The sequence below is a fragment of the Streptomyces sp. NPDC047081 genome, assembly GCF_040643775.1.
Taxonomy (GTDB): Bacteria; Actinomycetota; Actinomycetes; order Streptomycetales; family Streptomycetaceae; genus Streptomyces.
In genome coordinates this window covers 461,671-478,491 of sequence record NZ_JBEYUY010000002.1, presented here as the reverse complement: position 1 = coordinate 478,491, position 16,821 = coordinate 461,671, and the positions used below count along the sequence as shown (strand labels likewise).

Genomic DNA, 16,821 nt, shown 5'->3' with positions numbered 1-16,821 from the left:
TAACAGCGGTTCCACAGGACTCAACTCCCGCAAAGAGAACGCCGAACCACTCAATCCGTCTCTCAACCACTGCCATATTCGAAAGCCATTTCGGAGGTGGTTGTGACGCGAGAGGCGACGACATCCCGTCCCGAGAGGACGGTCGCACAGGTACCCGACCGCACCGCCGAGCGCCTCGCCCAGCTGGCGGAGCGCCGGGCTCGCGCCGCGGCTCCGGGCGGCACGAGACGGCGTGGACAGTTCGGCGCACGGGAGCGGATCGAACGGCTGCTGGATCCGGGCTCCTTCACGGAGACCGGTCTGTTCGTGCGGGCCCGGCCCGTCGGGGACGGCGCCCGGCGCCCGTACGGGGACGGGGTGATCACCGGGCACGGCACGGTCGACGGCCGTACCGTCTGCGTCTTCGCGCAGGACTCCACGGTGTTCGGCGGCAGCATGGGCGAGGCCTTCGGGGAGAAGACGGTCGCCCTGATGGACCTCGCCCTGAAGATCGGCTGCCCGGTCGTCGGGCTCAACGACGGCGGCGGAGCCCGCATCCAGGAAGGCGTCGCATCGCTCGCCCTCTACGCCGAGCTGGTACGCCGCAACGTCAAGGCGTCCGGGGTGATCCCACAGATCTCGGTCGTCCTCGGCCCCTGCGCGGGCGGCGCCGCCTACTCGCCCGCCATCACCGACCTCACCGTGATGGTCGACGGCGCCTCGCACATGTTCGTTACCGGGCCCGACGTCATCGAGGCGGTCACCGGCGAGCACACCAGCGCCGAGGACCTGGGCGGCGCCCGCACCAGCAACGCCCTGAGCGGCAACGCGCACTTCCTCGCCACCGACGAGGAGGACGCCCTGGACACCGTACGGGACCTGCTGTCCTATCTGCCCGGCAACAACCTCGAACGGCCACCGGAGTACGCCCCGGCCCCTGCCCGCGACGGCGCCTGGCTGGACGAGGCCGTGCCGGACCGGCTCCAGCAGGCCTACGACATGCGGGACATCCTGCACACGGTCGTCGACGACGGTGAACTCCTGCAGATCCAGGAGCTGTTCGCACCGAACATCATCTGTGCGCTGGCCCGAGTCGAGGGCCGGTCGGTGGGGGTCGTGGCCAATCAACCCCTCTGCTCAGCGGGGGTGTTGGACATCGACGCCTCCGAGAAGGCCGCGCGTTTCGTACGGTTCTGCGACGCGTTCGGCATCCCGCTGCTGACCTTCGCGGACGTACCGGGCTATCTGTCCGGGGTCCGCCAGGAGCAGGCCGGGATCATCCGGCGCGGCGCCAAACTGCTGTACGCGTACGCCGAGGCGACCGTCCCGAAGGTCACCGTCGTCATCCGCAAGGCGTACGGCGGCGGATACGCGGTGATGGGCTCCAAGCACCTCGGCGCCGACGTCAACCTCGCCTGGCCCACCGCCCGAATCGCCGTGATGGGCGCCGAGGGTGCCGTGGGCATCCTGCACCGGCGTGAACTCGCCGCCGCCACCGACCCGGAGGCGCTGCGCACCCGGCTCGTCGCCGCGTACGAGAGCACCCACGGCACGCCCTACCTCGCCGCCGAGCGCGGCTACGTCGACGCCGTCATCGCCCCTCGCGAGACCCGCGAGCAGGTGTGCCGCGCGCTGCGGACGCTGCGCGGCAAGCGCGCCCCGATGCCGGAGCGCCGGCACGGCAACATCCCCCTGTGATCCCACCGACCGCTCCAACCACCGCGCCACGCAAGCCCGTTACGTGACCTGAGGAGCCAAACCGTGGAGAGCCGCCGCCCCCCGCTCGCGCCCGCCCACCGGACTCTGCCGGAGTTCGTACGGCACTGGGCCGAGGCCGCCCCCGACCGCAGGGCGTTCACCTTCGTCGACCATCCCGCGCCGGGTTCCCGGGGCGTCCACCGCACACTGACCTGGCGCCGCCTGGACCTGCGCGTCCGCGCGCTGGCCGCCCGGCTAGCCGAGGACACCGAGCCCGGGGCGCGGGTCGCGCTGCTGTGCCCGCAGGGCCTGGAGTACGTCACCGCCTTCCTCGCGGCGCTCGCGGCCGGACTGGTCGCCGTACCGCTGTATCCACCGGGTCTGCCCGGGCAGGACGACCGGCTCTCGGCGGTGCTCGCCGACGCGGACCCGGCGGTCGTGGTGACGACACGTCAAACTGCCGACGGAGTACGCGATTTCTGCGCGGACACGTCGGCACAGGTCGTCGTGGCCGACGAGGTGCCCGACTCGGCCGCGAGCGGCGGGCAGCCGGTGGCCGCCGACGCCGTCGCCTATCTCCAGTACACCTCCGGCTCGACCCGTACCCCGGCGGGCGTGGAGATCACCCACGCCAACGTCGTCGCCAACGCCCGCCAGGCGCTGGCCGCTTACGGTGCAGACGCCCACCCGGTCACCTGCGTGGGCTGGTTGCCGCTCTACCACGACATGGGGCTGGTGCTGAGCGTCGCCGCCCCGGTGGTGCGCGGGCTGCCGTCGGTGCTGATGGATCCGGTGGCGTTCCTGCACGAACCGGCGCGCTGGCTGCGGCTGTTGGGAACGCATCCGCGCACGCTGAGCGCGGCGCCCAACTTCGCCTACGACTACTGCGCCTCCGCCGTCACCGACGTACAGAAGGCGGACCTGCGGCTGGGCGACGTCGTCGCGCTGATCAACGGCAGCGAGCCGGTCCGTCCCGGCACGGTGGACCGCTTCCACACCGCCTTCGCCGGTCAGGGGCTGGCGCCGGAGGTGCATTGTCCGTCGTACGGGCTCGCCGAGGCCACCGTCTTCGTCAGCGCGGCCCGACCCGGCGAGCCGCTGCACCGCGTCGCCCTCGACCGGGACGCCCTCGCCGCCGGGAAGGCGCTGCCCGCACGGCCCGACGATCCCAGAGCCGTCCTGCTGGCGGGCTGTGGAAGACCTGCGGGCCAGCGGGTCCGTATCGCTGACCCGGTGTCGGGTGCCGAGCTCTCCGACGGGGAGGTCGGCGAGATACAGGTGCAGGGCCCCAACATCGGCCGCGGCTACCGCAACCAGGAGGAGCTCACCCGGCGCGTCTTCGGCCGCGGCGGGTGGCTGCGCACGGGTGACCTCGGGACCGTGCTGGAAGGGCACTTGATCGTCACCGGCCGGCTGAAGGACCTCATCGTCGTGGACGGCCGCAACCACTATCCGCAGGACGTGGAGGCCACCGCCCAGGAAGCACATCCGGCGATCCGGCCCGACCGGCTCGCCGCCTTCGGCACACCGGGCGGCTCGGGCGAGCGGGTGGTCGTGGTCGCCGAACACGCCCGCGGCACCTCGCTCGCCGACATCGACGTACCGGCGCTGGTCCGTGCCGTGCGTGCCGCCGTCTCCGCCCGGCACGGGCTGCGGCTGGCCGACGTCGTGCTGGTGGCGCCCGGCAGCGTGCCCCGAACCTCCAGCGGCAAGGTCTCTCGGGCCTGGACGCGGGAGCGGTATCTGGCGGGCGACTACGCGGCGGAGCGTGCCCAGTGAGAGGCACCGACGAGCAGGCGGTGCGCCGGCTGATCACGGAACGGGTGGCCGCCTGGAGCGGCACGTCCGGGCAACTCGCGCCGATGGACCGGCCGTTGGCGGACCTGGGCATGTCCTCGCGGGACGCCGTGGTGCTCGCCGGGGAGCTGTCCCAACTGGTGGGCCGGGAGCTGCCGGCGACGCTGGTCTGGGAGGCGCCCACCGGGGAGGCGCTGGTCACGCGTGTCTGCGGTGCGCGGGAACCCGCCCTCACGCCGGTGACCATGCAGGTGATCTCCGGCGAGCCCGTCGCGGTCATCGGGGTCGGCTGCCGGCTGCCGGGCGGTGTGCACGGGCCCGACGACTACTGGCGGCTGCTGGGCGACGGCGTCGACGCGATCCGGCGCGTCCCGGAGGACCGCTGGCGCGACTTCACCGCCTTCCCGCCCTCCGACGCGCTGCCGTACGGGGGTTACCTCGACGACATCGCCGGGTTCGACGCGGACTTCTTCCGGATCACCCCGCGCGAGGCCGCCGTGATGGACCCGCAGCAGCGGATCCTCCTCGAAGTCGTCCACGAGACGCTCGACCACGCTGCCGTCCCGGCGGCCTCCCTGGCGGGCAGCAACACCGGTGTCTTCGTCGGCGTCTCGGCTGCCGAGTATGGTCAACTCACCGGCGCCGACGCCGAGTCGGTCGACCCCTGGGCTCCGGCGGGAGCGGCGCTCAGCGTCGCCGCGGGCCGGCTGGCGTACTTCCTGGACACCCGCGGGCCGAGCATGACCGTCGACACGGCGTGCTCCTCGTCGCTGGTCGCCGTGCACCACGCGTGTGTCTCCCTGCGCACGGGCGAGAGCGACCTGGCGATCGCCGCCGGGGTCAACCTGCTCCTGTCCCCCACCGTCACGGTCGCGTTCCGACGCGCGGGCGCCCTCGCCCCGGACGGCCGCTGCAAGCCGTTCTCCACAGCCGCCGACGGCATCGGGCGCGGCGAGGGCTGCGCCGCCGTCCTCCTGAAACGGCTGTCCGACGCCGAACGGGACGGCGACCGGGTGCTGGCCGTCGTCCGCGCCACGGCGGTCAACTCCGACGGCCGCTCCAATGGCCTTCTCGCACCCAACCCCGCAGCTCAGCAAGCCCTGTTGTCGACCGCGTACGCGCGAGCCGGTGCCGACCCGGCGCACGTCGACTACGTCGAGGCGCACGGCACCGGCACTCCGCTCGGCGACCCGATCGAGGCGGGCGCGCTGAGTGCGGTCCTGGGCGCGGACCGCGACCCCGACCAGCCGCTGCTGCTCGGCTCGGTCAAGGGCAACCTGGGCCATCTGGAGTCGGCGGCGGGCGTCGCCGGTCTGGTCAAGACGGTTCTCGCCCTGCACCACGACGTCATCCCGCCGTCCCTGCACTGCGCGGACGGCAGCGCGCTCGACGACGTACGGCTGCGGGTGGCGACGGAGCCCGAGCCGTGGCCGCGCTACGGCGGCACGGCGATGGCGGGCGTCTCCGGTTTCGGCTTCGGCGGCACCAACGCCCATGCGGTACTGGAGGAATGGCGGCCCGCCCTGCTCCCGCCACCACAGGAGCCGACAGCCCGGCTGCACCTGCTGTCCGACGTCGGCGGAGAACGGCTGCGGGACACCGCGTCCCGGCTCGCCGACTGGCTCCGGACGCCCGAGGGCACCCGCGCGCCTCTGGCCGACGTGGCGCGCACGCTCGCCGGACGGACCGGCCGCGGGCCCGTTCGGGCCGCCGTGGTGGCCCGCGATCATCACGAACTCGCCGACGGTCTGGGCTCGTTGGCGGCAGGCCACCCCCATCCGAAGGTGGTGACCGACGACCGGGACCGAGTCGGGCGCGGACCTGTGTGGGTGTTCTCCGGGTACGGCAGTCAGTGGGTCGGCATGGGACGGCGCCTGCTGGCCGAGGAGCCCGCCTTCGCGGCCGCGGTGGAGAAGACCAACGCCCAACTCGCCGCGGAGTGCGGGTTCTCTCTCTACGACCGCCTCGCCTCCGGCGGTGACCTGGACCGACTGGAGATCGCCCAACCCGTCCTGTTCGGGCTCCAGGTGGCACTGGCCGAACTGTGGCGTTCGTACGGCGTCGAGCCCGCCGCCGTGATCGGCCACTCCATGGGCGAGGTGGCCGCAGCGGTGTGTGCGGGTGCCCTGGACCTGTCGGACGCGGCGAGGATCGTGGCCGTACGGGCGCGGCTGCTGAGCCGGTTACGGGGTGGCGCGATGGCGGTCGTGGACCTGGAGGACGCTGAACTTCCCTCTCTGGAACAGGACTTCCCCGGCGTGCAGGTCGCCGTGCACTCCTCTCCGGGCCAGAAGGTCGTCACCGGGGAGGGGGAATCGGTCTCCGCGCTGGTGCGAAAGCTGGAGCGGGCCGGACGGGCGGCTCGGGCCATGCGGGTCGTCGGGGCCGGTCACTCACCCCAAGTCGATCCGCTACTGCCCGAGTTGGCCGATGCGCTGGCCGACGTCCGGGGCAGACCGCCCCGCGTCCCCGTGTACTCCACCGTGCTGGACGACCCGCGCGGCGACTGCCTCTTCGACGCCGACCACTGGGTCGCGAACCTCCGTCGGCCCGTGCGTCTGGACCGGGCCGTCGCGGCGGCCTCGGCGGACGGACACACCGCGTTCGTCGAGATCTCGCCCCACCCGGTCCTCCTCCGGGCCATCACGGACAGCGCGCCGGGGGCTCTCGCCGTGGGCACCCTGCGTCGCGACGGCGACGGCTCCGCCGCGTTCCTGGGCCAGTTGGGCAGCCTGTACACGGCGGGTCAGCGGCTGCCGCTGCCGGCCGGGCGGGTCATGGATCTGCCCGCGCCGCGCTGGCGGCATGTGCGGCACTGGTGGACGGATGGAAGAGCCGCCACTTCACCGATGCCGAAGACCGCGGTTCCAGAGGACGACTCTGTTGCCGCTCGCCTTTGCCACCACATCGCCGCAGTAACCGGCCACCCGCCCACGCGTCTCACCCCCGCCACCGCCCTCACCGACCTCGACCTGGACTCCCTGATGGCCGTCCGTATCCGGACCGCGCTGGAGCGCGAGTTCCGGATCGAGCTGCCGCTGCGCGACTTGCTCGGCGCCGCGAGCATCGGCACCGTGGCCAACCGTGTACAACAGGCGCTCTCCGCAACGGAGTTCCGACCACTGCGGACCTTGCGCCCGGGCGGCTCCCGGCCACCGCTCTTCCTCGTCCATGCGGCCGGCGGCACGACCGACGTGTACCGGGCCCTCGCCGAACGACTCGGCGACGACCGGCCCGTGTACGGACTGGAGCGGGTGGACGAGGCCGACTCGGTCACCGAGAAGGCACGCCTATACGCCGAGGCAATCACCGGAGTCCACCCCAACGGGCCCTGCTTGCTGGGCGGTTGGTCCTTCGGTGGCTTCGTCGCCCAGGAGACCGCACGGCAACTCGCGGCTGCCGGGCGGGAGGTGGAACTGGTGGTGCTCCTCGACTCCGTACGGCCGCTCGACGACCGCGCCCCGGCCGACCGCGTCCGCGCCCACCTCACCGGGTTCGCCGCGCACGTCGCCGACGCCTACGGGGTCCGGCTGCAGCTGCCGTACGACGAACTCGTCTCGATGGAGGACGACGGCGAGCGTATCGACACCGTGCTGCGCGCCCTGCGCGAGGTCGCCGAGGTGCCGGTCTCGGCGCTGGAGCACCAGCGGTCCTCCTATCTCGACCTGCGGATCGGCGAGGCGCACCGGCCGCGGCCGTACGACGGGCGGGTGGTGCTGTTCCGGGCCGGCGAGCCCGCACCGCACACCGTGCGCGACCCGGCGTACGAGCGGGACGACGAGGCGCTCGGCTGGGACGAGGTGTGCCCGCGGCTGACCGTCGTGCCCGCGCCGGGGCATCACCTCTCGCTTCTCGACCCTCCGCAGGTCGACGAGCTCGCCGCGCTGCTGCGGCGGGAGTTCGACCGCGCCGAGCAGACCCGCTGAACCGGAACCCGAGGAGCCGCCATGCGCCACCGCCCACGCACCGCCGGAGTCTCCCGACGTACCGTCACCAAGGCCGCGGCGACGGCCGGTCTGGCCGCGCTCTTCGGGGCCGCGGCCGGCACCGCACGGGCTGCCACGCAGATCAGCGCCCGTACCTTCGACGTGTCCCTGTCCTCAGTCGCCCTGGGGCGCAGCGCGACCGTGCGGCTGATCCTGCCCTCGGACTTCGACACCCAGCCGACGAAGACCTATCCCGTGCTGTATCTCCTGCACGGCGCGCACGACGACTACACGTCCTGGACCCGGGAGACGGACATCGAGGCCTTCACCGCGGGCCGGGACCTGATCGTGGCGATGCCGGACGCGGGTCCGACCGGCATTCCCACGGCCTGGGCCAGTGGGCCGGACTACGAGACCTTCCAGGTCACGGAGGTCCCGGCGCTGCTCGCCGGCAGCTACCGCGCCTCCGGCGTGCGGGTCGTCGCGGGGGTGTCCACCGGCGGCTACGGTGCCTTGGCGCACGCGGCCCGGCATCCGGGCGCGTTCGCGGCCGCCGCCTCGTACAGCGGCATCCTGGACACCACGTTCCTGGGTGTGCCGACGATCGTCGACGCCATCGTGGCCCGGGAGGGCCTCGCTCCTCTGTCGTTGTGGGGCAATCCGGTGCTGAACCTGCTCACTTGGAGGAGCTTCAACCCTCGGGCCCGTGCGGCCGGACTGCGGGGCACTCCGCTGTACGTGTCGAGCGGCAGCGGTGTGGCGGGGGGCACCGGCGACTGGCTGCCGGAAGCGCTGGAGAGCGCGCTGTGGCCGCAGGCGCACAGTTTCACCGACGCCCTCGACCGGCTCGGCATCGCGGTCACGAAGCACTTCTACTCGGGCGGGGGGCACAGCTGGGCGTACTGGAAGCAGGAGTTCACCACGTCCTGGCCGATGCTCGCCGGTGCGCTGGGAGTGCCGGAGTGATGTCGGTGCCGTCGGGGCACGGAACGGAGCGCGGGGGGCGAGCGTCCAACACGGGACTTGCCTCTCGCCCCACGGGCAACGGTCCGCGGGTGAGCCCGTTCCGGGTGAAAGGAGTGTCCTCGATGGCCGTCCCCACCCCCCACAGCGGAGCGGCCGGTCCGGCGCCCTCGGTGCCTCCGGACCTGGCCGACTTACTGCGCGCGCAGCTCGGAGCGGTCGCCGACGTGGTGGCGGAGGAGGTGCGCCGGCAGGTCCCCGAGTACGCGGGCCCGCCCGACGGGGCGTACGCCAGGAATCTGCGGGCCGGCGTGGAGCAGGCGCTGACCCTGTTCGTCGACCACATCGCCGACCCGCGCGGCCGGGGCGACGCGATCGCGGCGACGTACCACGCGCTCGGGCGGGCCGTGGCCCTGGAGGGCCGCAGCCTGGAGGTGCTGCAGTCGGCGCTGCGGATCGGCGGGATGCAGGCCTGGCGGCTGATGGGGCGGACGGCCGAGGAGCTCGGCCTGGACTCGGCGGTGGTGGCGGCGCTGGGCGAACTGGCGTTCAGGACGGTGCACGAGGTCGCCGAGGCGGCCGCCGAAGGGTACGCGCAGGCGCGGCCGCACAGCACGGAGCAGTTGGAGCGGCGGCGCCGGCGGCTGCTCGACCTGCTGCTCGGCGAGGGGCCCGTGTCGCCGGACGCGGTGCACGACCTGGCGCACGGTGCGCGCTGGTCGGTGCCGCGCCAGGTCGCCGTCGTCGTGCTCGCCGCCGGGGCCGAACAGCGCGAGGAGGAACGGCCGTTGGCCGGTGCCGGGGCGCTGGTGGACATGGAGTCGCGGCCGCCGCGGATGCTGGTGCCCGATCCGGAGGGCTCGGGCCGTTTCGCCGGGCGGGCCTTCGCGCTGGCGCTGCGCGGCCGTCCGGCGGCGATCGGGCCGACGGTGCCGCTCGTCGAGGCCGCGCAGTCGCTGCGCTGGGCCTCGCTGGCGCTGGGGCTGATGGGGCGCGGAGTCCTGCCCCGGCACGGCGTCGTACGGTGCGACCAGCACCTGTCGACCCTGCTGCTGCACGGAGACGAGCCCCTGCTCGCCCAGTTGGAGGCACGCGCCCTGGCTCCCCTCGACGGGGTCTCCGAGGGCCAGCGCGTCCGTCTCGCGGAAACCCTCCTCGCCTGGCTGCTCAGCGGCAGCAACGTGCCCGACGTCGCCGTCCGCCTCCACATCCACCCGCAGACGGTCCGGTACCGGCTGCGCCAACTGGAGAAGCTCTTCGGCGACGCCCTGCACGACCCCGCCACCCGCCTGGATCTGATTCTGGCGCTGCGCGCGGAAGAACTACGCACGGACGCAACAAAATCCGTGGAGTTTCTGAATTCCCGTCCATAACACCCTTTCACACAACGCGAATACGTTCGGGACGTCCTTTTCCCCAGGCGCGCACACGCGCCCCACCCGCAAAGGATCCCCATGCGCATCCGCTTGTGCCTCGCCGCGCTCTCACTCGCCGGCGGGGCCGGACTCACCACCTTCTCGGCACCCGCCGCAACGGCCGCGACCTGCTCGGACATCGACGTCGTCGCGGCGCGCGGCACCTTCGAACCGGGCACGCTGGGCGCGATCGTCGGCGACCCGGTGTATTCCGCGCTGCAGCAGAAACTCACCGGCCGGAATCTCTCCAGCTACAAGGTGAACTACCCGGCCGACCTCTCGCTCACGTCGGCCGCGCAGGGAAACTCGGACCTGGTGAACCACGTCAACAGCCAGGCGGCCGCGTGTCCGAACCAGCGTTTCATTCTCGTCGGCTATTCGCAGGGGGCGAATGTCGTCGACAATTCCATCGGAATCAGCAGTGACGGCGCGGTGGTCGGCAGCCCGATCGTGGCCACCATTCCCGCCGCGCTCGCGCCGCGGGTCGCCGCGGTGCTCCTGTTCGGCAACCCGATCCGGGCGCTGGGCAAGAGCGTCACCGGCACCTACCAGAGCCGCACCATCGACTTCTGCGCCCAGGGCGACCCGATCTGCCAGAACGGCGGCGGCGACGTCCTGGCCCACCTGAGCTACACCTCGGACGCCGGCGCGGCGGCCGATTTCGCCGCGACCAAGGTCTGACGGCCGACGCCGAGGGCCCGGGAGCGATCCTCCCGGGCCCTCGGCGCGTCCGCCCGCGGTGACTACTGAGGGGCGCGGGCGAAGCGCGCGAGGTTGGTCGAGACGGGCTCGGATTGCCCGTTGTTCTGCACGGGAGCGGCGGTGAGAACGTCCAGGTGCTGGTAACCGTCGGCGACCACGGGATGCCGCTCGGCGGGAATGCGCCCGGCCAGCAGCCCGTCGCCCGCGAGGACGGTGAGCGTCGGGTTCGCTGTCAACCCGTCCGGATGCACGACGAGTTGCTTCACCTGCGGCGAGGTGGCCAGCTCGATGTCGGTGACCAGCTTCGTCGGGAAGTACTGCTCGGTGAAGTCCAGCGGCTGCCGCGCGAGGCTGCGGGCCAACTCCTGGATGTCGGTGACCTCTTCACCGGCGTTGGTGAAGGGAGTGCCGTCGGAGGAACGGTGGTTGGGATCGTCCGCGGCGCCGACACGGTCGTAATTGCGCCATGTGTAGAGCGGGCCGTGGGGCTCGGCGGGTATGGCCTTGTACTGGGTGCCGAACAGCGCGGGCTGCGACGAACTGCCGTTGGCGGCGGGGAAGTTCTTGTCGGCGATCGGTCCGCCGTCGAAGAATCCGACACTGCTCTGCAGGAAGGCGAGCGGTACGGAGTTGTCGTCCAGCAGGGCGCCGAGGACCGCCGCGTTGGTGAGCCGGAAGTCCTTCACCGCCGGTGTGCCGGTGAGGAAGGTGGCGGTGTCCTTGGAGAACAGGAAGCGGTTGGTGGCCTCGATGTTGGTGTTCGCGGGCAGATAACTCGGCAGATCGGACTCGCCGCCCGGATTCTGTACGGCGCCCACCCCGGCGATCGCCAGGAGGGTCATGGTCTCGGGGTTGAGCAGGACCGGCGCGGACAGCGAGCGCGGGAGCACTCCGCTGTCGAGACCGGCCTGGACGACGCCGTAACCGAGGCCGACGTCGGGCAGGTTGGTGTCGTCGGGAATGCTGCCGCTGAGGTCGGCGAGCGAGGTGGAGACGGTGGTGTCCAGGGCGAAGTAGCCGGCGCACTGATTGTGTCCGGCGTCGGCGGTGGTGGCCGGGTCGCCGTCGAAGTCGGCGGTGGCGAAGTAGCCGGTGACGACACCGCCGAGGGAGTGCCCGCCGCACAGCACCTTCCGCTTGCGCAGGCCCTGGTCGGGCAGTTCGGCCGTGAGCAGGTCGTACTGGTCGCGCACGGTCTGCCGGATGCCGAGCTTCGCCATCCAGCCCAGCCGGTCGTTGCCGACGAAACCGGCGAAGGTGCGGCCGGCCACCTGCTTGCCGCGGTAGTAGTAGTCGACGGCCGTGTGCTGGTCGCCGGAGTCGACGCCCGTGTGGTCCTCCAGGCAGTTGGAGCGCCGGTCCAGGGCCCAGAACTCGATGTGCTGACCCTGTTCGGCGGCGCGGGCCACGGTGTTGCGGGCGACGCTGTCGAAGGCTCCGGCGCCCTCCAGGATGCCGGGCTGGGCGACCAGGATGCGATCGGCGTCGGCGGAGGTGGCCGGGCCGTCGGAGGAGCGGTAGCGCAGATACGACAGCCAGTCGCACGCGGCCGGGCGCGCCCCGAAGGACGCCGGCAGCGGCACCTTCACGCGCACGACCGACTCGGTGACTTTGCCGACCGCGCCCGCCGGGGCCTCGGTCCGCGCGTTCTCTCCCTGGGCCTGAGGGACGGCCACGGTGAGCGTCCCGGCGGTCAGCAGCACCGCCAGCACGGCGGTACGCAGGGCTTTCGGGGTTCGTCCTCTGCTGCGGCTCGTGTTCATGGTCGGACGGTAGGGCCGGGTGGGCCGCGCGATCGGACGGTGCTCACAAAGACTCAGCACCTGGTGAAGCGATTGTCACCAGCAGTGGACACCCACGGAGCAAGAGTGGGCGGGGAACGCACAGTGCGCCCTCGAACTATGTAGTCCCGCCACATGTGCGCCCGACCTGGCCGTTCCTACGGTGTGCCGAAACGTACCCGTCCCCACCGCACACGAGGAAGTGGCGCACATGGCCTCCGCAGCAGCATCCGCTCCGCCGTCCCCCGCAAGCCTCAAGCGCATCGTCGCCGCCAGCCTCATCGGCACCACGATCGAGTGGTACGACTTCTTCCTCTACGGTTCCGCCGCGGCCCTCGTCTTCAACAAGCTGTTCTTCCCGGACTCCGACCCGCTGGTCGGCACCCTGCTGTCCTTCCTGACGTATGCCGTCGGATTCGCGGCCCGCCCGCTCGGCGCCCTGGTGTTCGGGCACTTCGGCGACCGGCTCGGGCGCAAGAAGCTGCTGGTGCTGAGCCTGCTGCTGATGGGCGGGGCGACGTTCGCGATCGGGCTGCTGCCCACGCACGCGACCGTCGGTACCGCCGCTCCGGTGCTGCTGACGACCCTGCGGCTGGTCCAGGGCTTCGCGCTCGGCGGCGAGTGGGGCGGCGCCGTCCTGCTGGTGTCCGAGCACGGGGACGCGCGGCGGCGCGGTTTCTGGGCGTCCTGGCCGCAGACGGGGGCGCCGGCGGGGCAGTTGCTCGCGACCGGTGTGCTGTCCCTGCTGACGGCCGTGCTGTCGGACAGCGCCTTCGGCTCGTGGGGCTGGCGGATCCCGTTCCTGCTCTCGGGCGTGCTGGTGGTCGTCGGTCTGTGGATCCGTCTGTCCGTCGACGAGTCGCCGGTCTTCCAGCAGGCGCGGGCGCAGGCCGAGGCCCGCAAGGCGGCCCGCAGCGCCGAGGCGGAGAAGCTGCCGCTGGTCTCCGTGCTGCGCCACCACTGGCGGGACGTCCTGGTCGCGATGGGCGCCCGCATGGCGGAGAACATCAGCTACTACGTCATCACCGCGTTCATCCTCGTCTACGCCACCACCTCGGCCGGGGTCTCCAAGCAGACCGCGCTCAACGCCGTGCTCATCGCCTCGGCCGTGCACTTCGCGGTCATCCCCGCCTGGGGCGCCCTCTCGGACCGGGTCGGACGGCGTCCGGTCTATCTGCTGGGCGCGGTCGGCGTGGGCCTGTGGATGTTCCCGTTCTTCTCCCTCATCGACACCGGCGGCTTCGGCAACCTGGTCCTCGCGGTGACCGTCGGCCTGGTGCTGCACGGGGCCATGTACGCGCCCCAGGCCGCCTTCTTCTCCGAGATGTTCGCGACCCGGATGCGCTACTCCGGTGCCTCGATCGGCGCCCAGTTCGCCTCGGTCGCCGCGGGCGCGCCGGCCCCGCTGATCGCCACCGCGCTGCTGGCCGACTACGACAGCTCGACGCCGATCGCCCTGTACGTCATCGCCGCCGCAGTCCTGACAGTGATCGCCGTCGGCGCGGCCAAGGAGACGCGCCACCGGGACCTGGCCGACGTCGAGGCCACCGCCGGCGAGGAGACCGCGCCGGCCCGCACGGCGGACGCCCGTACCGTCTGACGGCGCACCGCACCGGCCCCCGTACGCGCGCGTGCGGGGGTCAGCGCCGTGCCGTCAACTTGTGCAGGCGCAGGGCGAGTTGGATCTCCAGGGTGCGGGCGGGGCTCTGCCAGTCGTCACCGAGGAGGCGGCCGACGCGCTCCAGGCGCTGGGCGACCGTGTTGACGTGCACGTGCAGCGCGTCCTTGGTACGCGCCGGGCTCATGCCGCAGGTGAAGTACGCGTCGAGGGTGTGCACGAGGTCGGTGCCGCGTCGTTCGTCGTAGGCCACGACCTCGCCGATCGTCCGGTCGACGAAGCCGGCGATGTCCCGGTCTCCTGCCAGCAACAGGCCGAGGAAGCCGAAGTCCTCGGCGGCGGCGCCGTCGCCGGAGCGGCCGAGCAGTCGCAGGGCGTCCAGGCAGCGCCGGCCCTCCGCGTAGGCGGCGGCCACGCTGTCGGGGCGGGCGGCGAGGTCACGGACAGGGGCGGAGGCGCCGACCGTGACCGCTTCGTGGACGGCCGTGCCCAGGTCGCGGGCGGTACGGCGGGCCAGCTCGGTGGCGGTGTCGCCGTCGGGCAGCGGCAGCAGCAGGACCGTGCCGCCGTCGCGCGCGGCGGCGAGGCCGTGCCGGGTCGCGGCGAGGTGGGAGGCGGCCGACCACAGGCGCCGCCGGGCGCCCGCCTCCTGGTCGGCGGCGGTGGCGCCGTCGACATGCGTGGCGTGAACGGTGGCGCCGTCGACACGCGCAGGGGCGCCGGTGACGCCGTCGAGGCCGGTAGTGGCACCTCCATGGCGGGCGGCATCGGCGATGCCACGGTCCAAGCGGGCGGCGAGCACGACATGGGTGGCGTCGAGGTCGGCGTGCAGCCGGGCCGCGCGCTCCCGCAGCAGGCGCGGGTCTCGGTCGCGGGCGTCGAGGAGGTCGTCGAGCAGCTCGCCGCGCACGCGCTGTTCGGCCTCGGCGGCGGAGCGTCTGGCCAGGAGCAGCAGCGAGGTGACCATCGCGGCCCGCTCCAGGGTGCGCTGGTCGACTGGGTCGAGGCCGGGGTGGCCGCGCAGGACGAGCGCGCCGAGCAGTTCGCCGCCGGCGGTCACGGCGGCGATCCAGTCGTCCGCGTGGCGTACCGCGTGTCCTTCGCCCCGGGAGGCCTCCAGGGCCGCGGCCGGTACGGTGGCGGGCTCGGTGAACTCGACCGTGCCGTCGAGGACTTCGGAGACGGCGGCCGCCACGTCGTGCACCCCGCCGCCGCGCAGGACGAGTTCGGCGAGCCGGTCGTGCACGTCGGAGGCGCGCTCGATGACTCCGCTGCGGTCCCGGATGATCTCGTTGGCCCGCTCCAGGTCGGCGAGGGCGGAGCGGGTCTCGGTGAGGAGGTTCGCGGTGTCGATGGCGGCCGCGGCGAGCGCGGCGAACGACCCCAGCAGTGCGATCTGCTCCCGCTCGAAGACGCGGGCCCGTCGATCGGCGGCGAAGAGGACCCCGATCACATGGTGGCCCAGCATCAGCGGGACGCCGAGGATGGCGACCAGCCCCTCGTCGTGCACGCCCGCGTCGATGGCGTTCGTGTGCTGGAAGCGGGCGTCCTTGAAGTAGTCGTCGGTGACATAGGGGCGCGCCGTCTGGGCCACGAGACCGCCGAGCCCCTCCCCCATGCCGAGCCGCAGCTGCTGGAAGCGGGCGGCGACCGAGCCCTCCGTCACCCGCATGTAGGTGTCGCCGCGCTCCGGGTCGTTCAGGCTGAGGTAGGCGACGTCGGTGCCCAGCAGGGACCGGGCGCGCTGCACGATCGCCTGCAGTACGGCGTCCAGGTCCCGCAGGCCGGCCAGGTCGTGGGCGGTCTCGAAGAGCGCCGACAGCTCGGCCTCCCGCCTGCGCCGCCCCTCCAGCTCGGCACGCACGCGCAGCGCGAGCAGCTTGGCGTGCTCGAGCGCCTTGACCACCGCGGCGGGCCGCCCCTCGGCGCGGGCCAGCAGCACCGGCTGCTCGTAGGCGTCGGCGGACGCTCCCCTGGCCAGCAGCTCCAGGAACGGCGCCTCCGGACCGGAGAGCGGCACTCCGGCCTCGGCGCGCTCGGCGGGCTGCACGTGATCGCGAGACATGCTCACAGGATTCCCCATCGCGCGTCCGCCCCGTCAGCCCTGTGGAAAACTCCACGGCGCACGGCTGCCGCCCTGCTCAGTGGGCGGTCCAGCCGCCGTCGAGGAGGAGCGAGGCACCGGTCACGAACGAGGCCTGCGGGCCGCACAGGTACGCGACGGCCTCGGCGACCTCCTCCGGTTCGATCAGGCGCTTGACGGCGCTGTCCTGCAGCAGCACCTCGGTCAGGACGCGCTCCTCGGGGATGCCGTGGGCCCTGGCCTGGTCGGCGATCTGCCGCTCGACCAGGGGGGTGCGCACATAGCCGGGGTTCACGCAGTTCGAGGTGACGCCGTGGGCCGCGCCTTCGAGGGCGGCGGTCTTGGACAGTCCCTCCAGGCCGTGCTTGGCGGCCACGTAGGCGGACTTGTAGGCGGAGGCGCGCAGTCCGTGGACGGAGGAGACGTTGACGATACGGCCCCACTGCTGGCCGTACATGTGCGGCAGGGCCCCGCGCACGAGCCGGAAGGGCGCCTCCAGCATCACCGTGAGCACCGTGTGGAACACCTCGGGCGGGAACTCCTCGATGGGGCGCACCAGTTGCAGCCCGGCGTTGTTCACGAGGACGTCGGTGCCCGCGGCGGCGAGTTCGGCGGCGTCGAGGTCGGTGAGGTCGAGCACGTGCGGTTCGACGGCGCCCGCGAGGCCGCCGGCGTGCTCGGCGAGGTCCTCCAGGCCGCGGGCGTCCCGGTCGACCGCTCTCACCTTGGCCCCGGCGGCCGCGAGCCGCAGCGCACAGACGCGGCCGATGCCACCGGCGGCGCCGGTGACGAGGGCGGTGCGGCCGCCGAGGTCGAGGGAGGAGGCGTGGGGGGCCGGAGCGGGGCTGGGCGCGGTCAT

General features: G+C 72.8%; 10 protein-coding genes. 7 read left to right on the top strand and 3 right to left on the bottom strand.

Annotation, left to right across the window (positions count from 1 at the left end):
- Positions 1–102: 102 nt before the first annotated feature.
- From ABZ848_RS05225 to ABZ848_RS05200, 6 genes are all read left to right on the top strand, one after another.
- A complete protein-coding gene (locus tag ABZ848_RS05225; protein ID WP_360825535.1) occupies positions 103–1,677 on the top strand; it encodes an acyl-CoA carboxylase subunit beta in 1,575 nt (524 codons plus the stop codon).
- 63 nt (positions 1,678–1,740) lie between these two features.
- A complete protein-coding gene (locus ABZ848_RS05220) occupies positions 1,741–3,456 on the top strand; it encodes a fatty acyl-AMP ligase (RefSeq protein WP_360825532.1) in 1,716 nt (571 codons plus the stop codon).
- Positions 3,453–7,400, top strand: coding sequence for a type I polyketide synthase (locus tag ABZ848_RS05215; RefSeq protein WP_360825529.1), 3,948 nt, complete (start codon positions 3,453–3,455; stop codon positions 7,398–7,400). Before ABZ848_RS05220 ends, ABZ848_RS05215 begins: the two co-directional genes overlap by 4 nt.
- Before the next feature lie 21 nt (positions 7,401–7,421).
- Positions 7,422–8,366, top strand: a complete 945-nt coding sequence (locus ABZ848_RS05210) for an alpha/beta hydrolase family protein (RefSeq protein WP_360825526.1) — start codon at positions 7,422–7,424, stop codon at positions 8,364–8,366.
- A 122-nt stretch (positions 8,367–8,488) separates the two neighbouring features.
- Positions 8,489–9,736 carry a helix-turn-helix domain-containing protein gene (locus ABZ848_RS05205; RefSeq protein WP_360825524.1) on the top strand — a complete coding sequence of 416 codons (1,248 nt, stop codon included), beginning with the start codon at positions 8,489–8,491 and terminating at the stop codon, positions 9,734–9,736.
- A gap of 81 nt (positions 9,737–9,817) precedes the next feature.
- Positions 9,818–10,459 carry a cutinase family protein gene (locus ABZ848_RS05200; protein WP_360825521.1) on the top strand — a complete coding sequence of 214 codons (642 nt, stop codon included), beginning with the start codon at positions 9,818–9,820 and terminating at the stop codon, positions 10,457–10,459.
- Positions 10,460–10,521: 62 nt separating this feature from the next.
- Here the strand turns inward: ABZ848_RS05200 and ABZ848_RS05195 are convergent, their stop codons facing one another.
- Positions 10,522–12,243, bottom strand: a complete 1,722-nt coding sequence (locus tag ABZ848_RS05195; RefSeq protein ID WP_360825519.1) for a hypothetical protein — start codon at positions 12,241–12,243, stop codon at positions 10,522–10,524.
- 229 nt (positions 12,244–12,472) lie between these two features.
- Between ABZ848_RS05195 and ABZ848_RS05190 the strand changes: the two genes are divergently transcribed.
- Complete coding sequence (locus ABZ848_RS05190; RefSeq protein WP_360825516.1) at positions 12,473–13,861, top strand: MFS transporter; 1,389 nt, start codon at positions 12,473–12,475, stop codon at positions 13,859–13,861.
- Between the two features lie 40 nt (positions 13,862–13,901).
- On the opposite strand, the gene ABZ848_RS05185 is transcribed toward ABZ848_RS05190, so the two are convergent.
- Complete coding sequence (locus tag ABZ848_RS05185) at positions 13,902–15,944, bottom strand: GAF domain-containing protein (RefSeq protein ID WP_360825513.1); 2,043 nt, start codon at positions 15,942–15,944, stop codon at positions 13,902–13,904.
- Between the two features lie 76 nt (positions 15,945–16,020).
- Positions 16,021–16,821 (bottom strand): 3-hydroxybutyrate dehydrogenase, encoded by an 801-nt coding sequence (locus tag ABZ848_RS05180; RefSeq protein WP_360825510.1) that lies wholly within the window; start codon positions 16,819–16,821, stop codon positions 16,021–16,023.

What these genes read in the sequence shown, in the direction of transcription:
- ABZ848_RS05205 (WP_360825524.1), top strand. Translation starts at nt 8,489, where the DNA reads ATGGCCGTCCCCACCCCCCACAGCGGAGCGGCCGGTCCGGCGCCCTCG.
- ABZ848_RS05210 (WP_360825526.1), top strand. Translation starts at nt 7,422, where the DNA reads ATGCGCCACCGCCCACGCACCGCCGGAGTCTCCCGACGTACCGTCACC.
- ABZ848_RS05195 (WP_360825519.1), bottom strand. Translation starts at nt 12,243, where the DNA reads ATGAACACGAGCCGCAGCAGAGGACGAACCCCGAAAGCCCTGCGTACC.
- ABZ848_RS05200 (WP_360825521.1), top strand. Translation starts at nt 9,818, where the DNA reads ATGCGCATCCGCTTGTGCCTCGCCGCGCTCTCACTCGCCGGCGGGGCC.
- ABZ848_RS05190 (WP_360825516.1), top strand. Translation starts at nt 12,473, where the DNA reads ATGGCCTCCGCAGCAGCATCCGCTCCGCCGTCCCCCGCAAGCCTCAAG.
- ABZ848_RS05180 (WP_360825510.1), bottom strand. Translation starts at nt 16,821, where the DNA reads ATGACCGCGCCCAGCCCCGCTCCGGCCCCCCACGCCTCCTCCCTCGAC.
- ABZ848_RS05185 (WP_360825513.1), bottom strand. Translation starts at nt 15,944, where the DNA reads ATGTCTCGCGATCACGTGCAGCCCGCCGAGCGCGCCGAGGCCGGAGTG.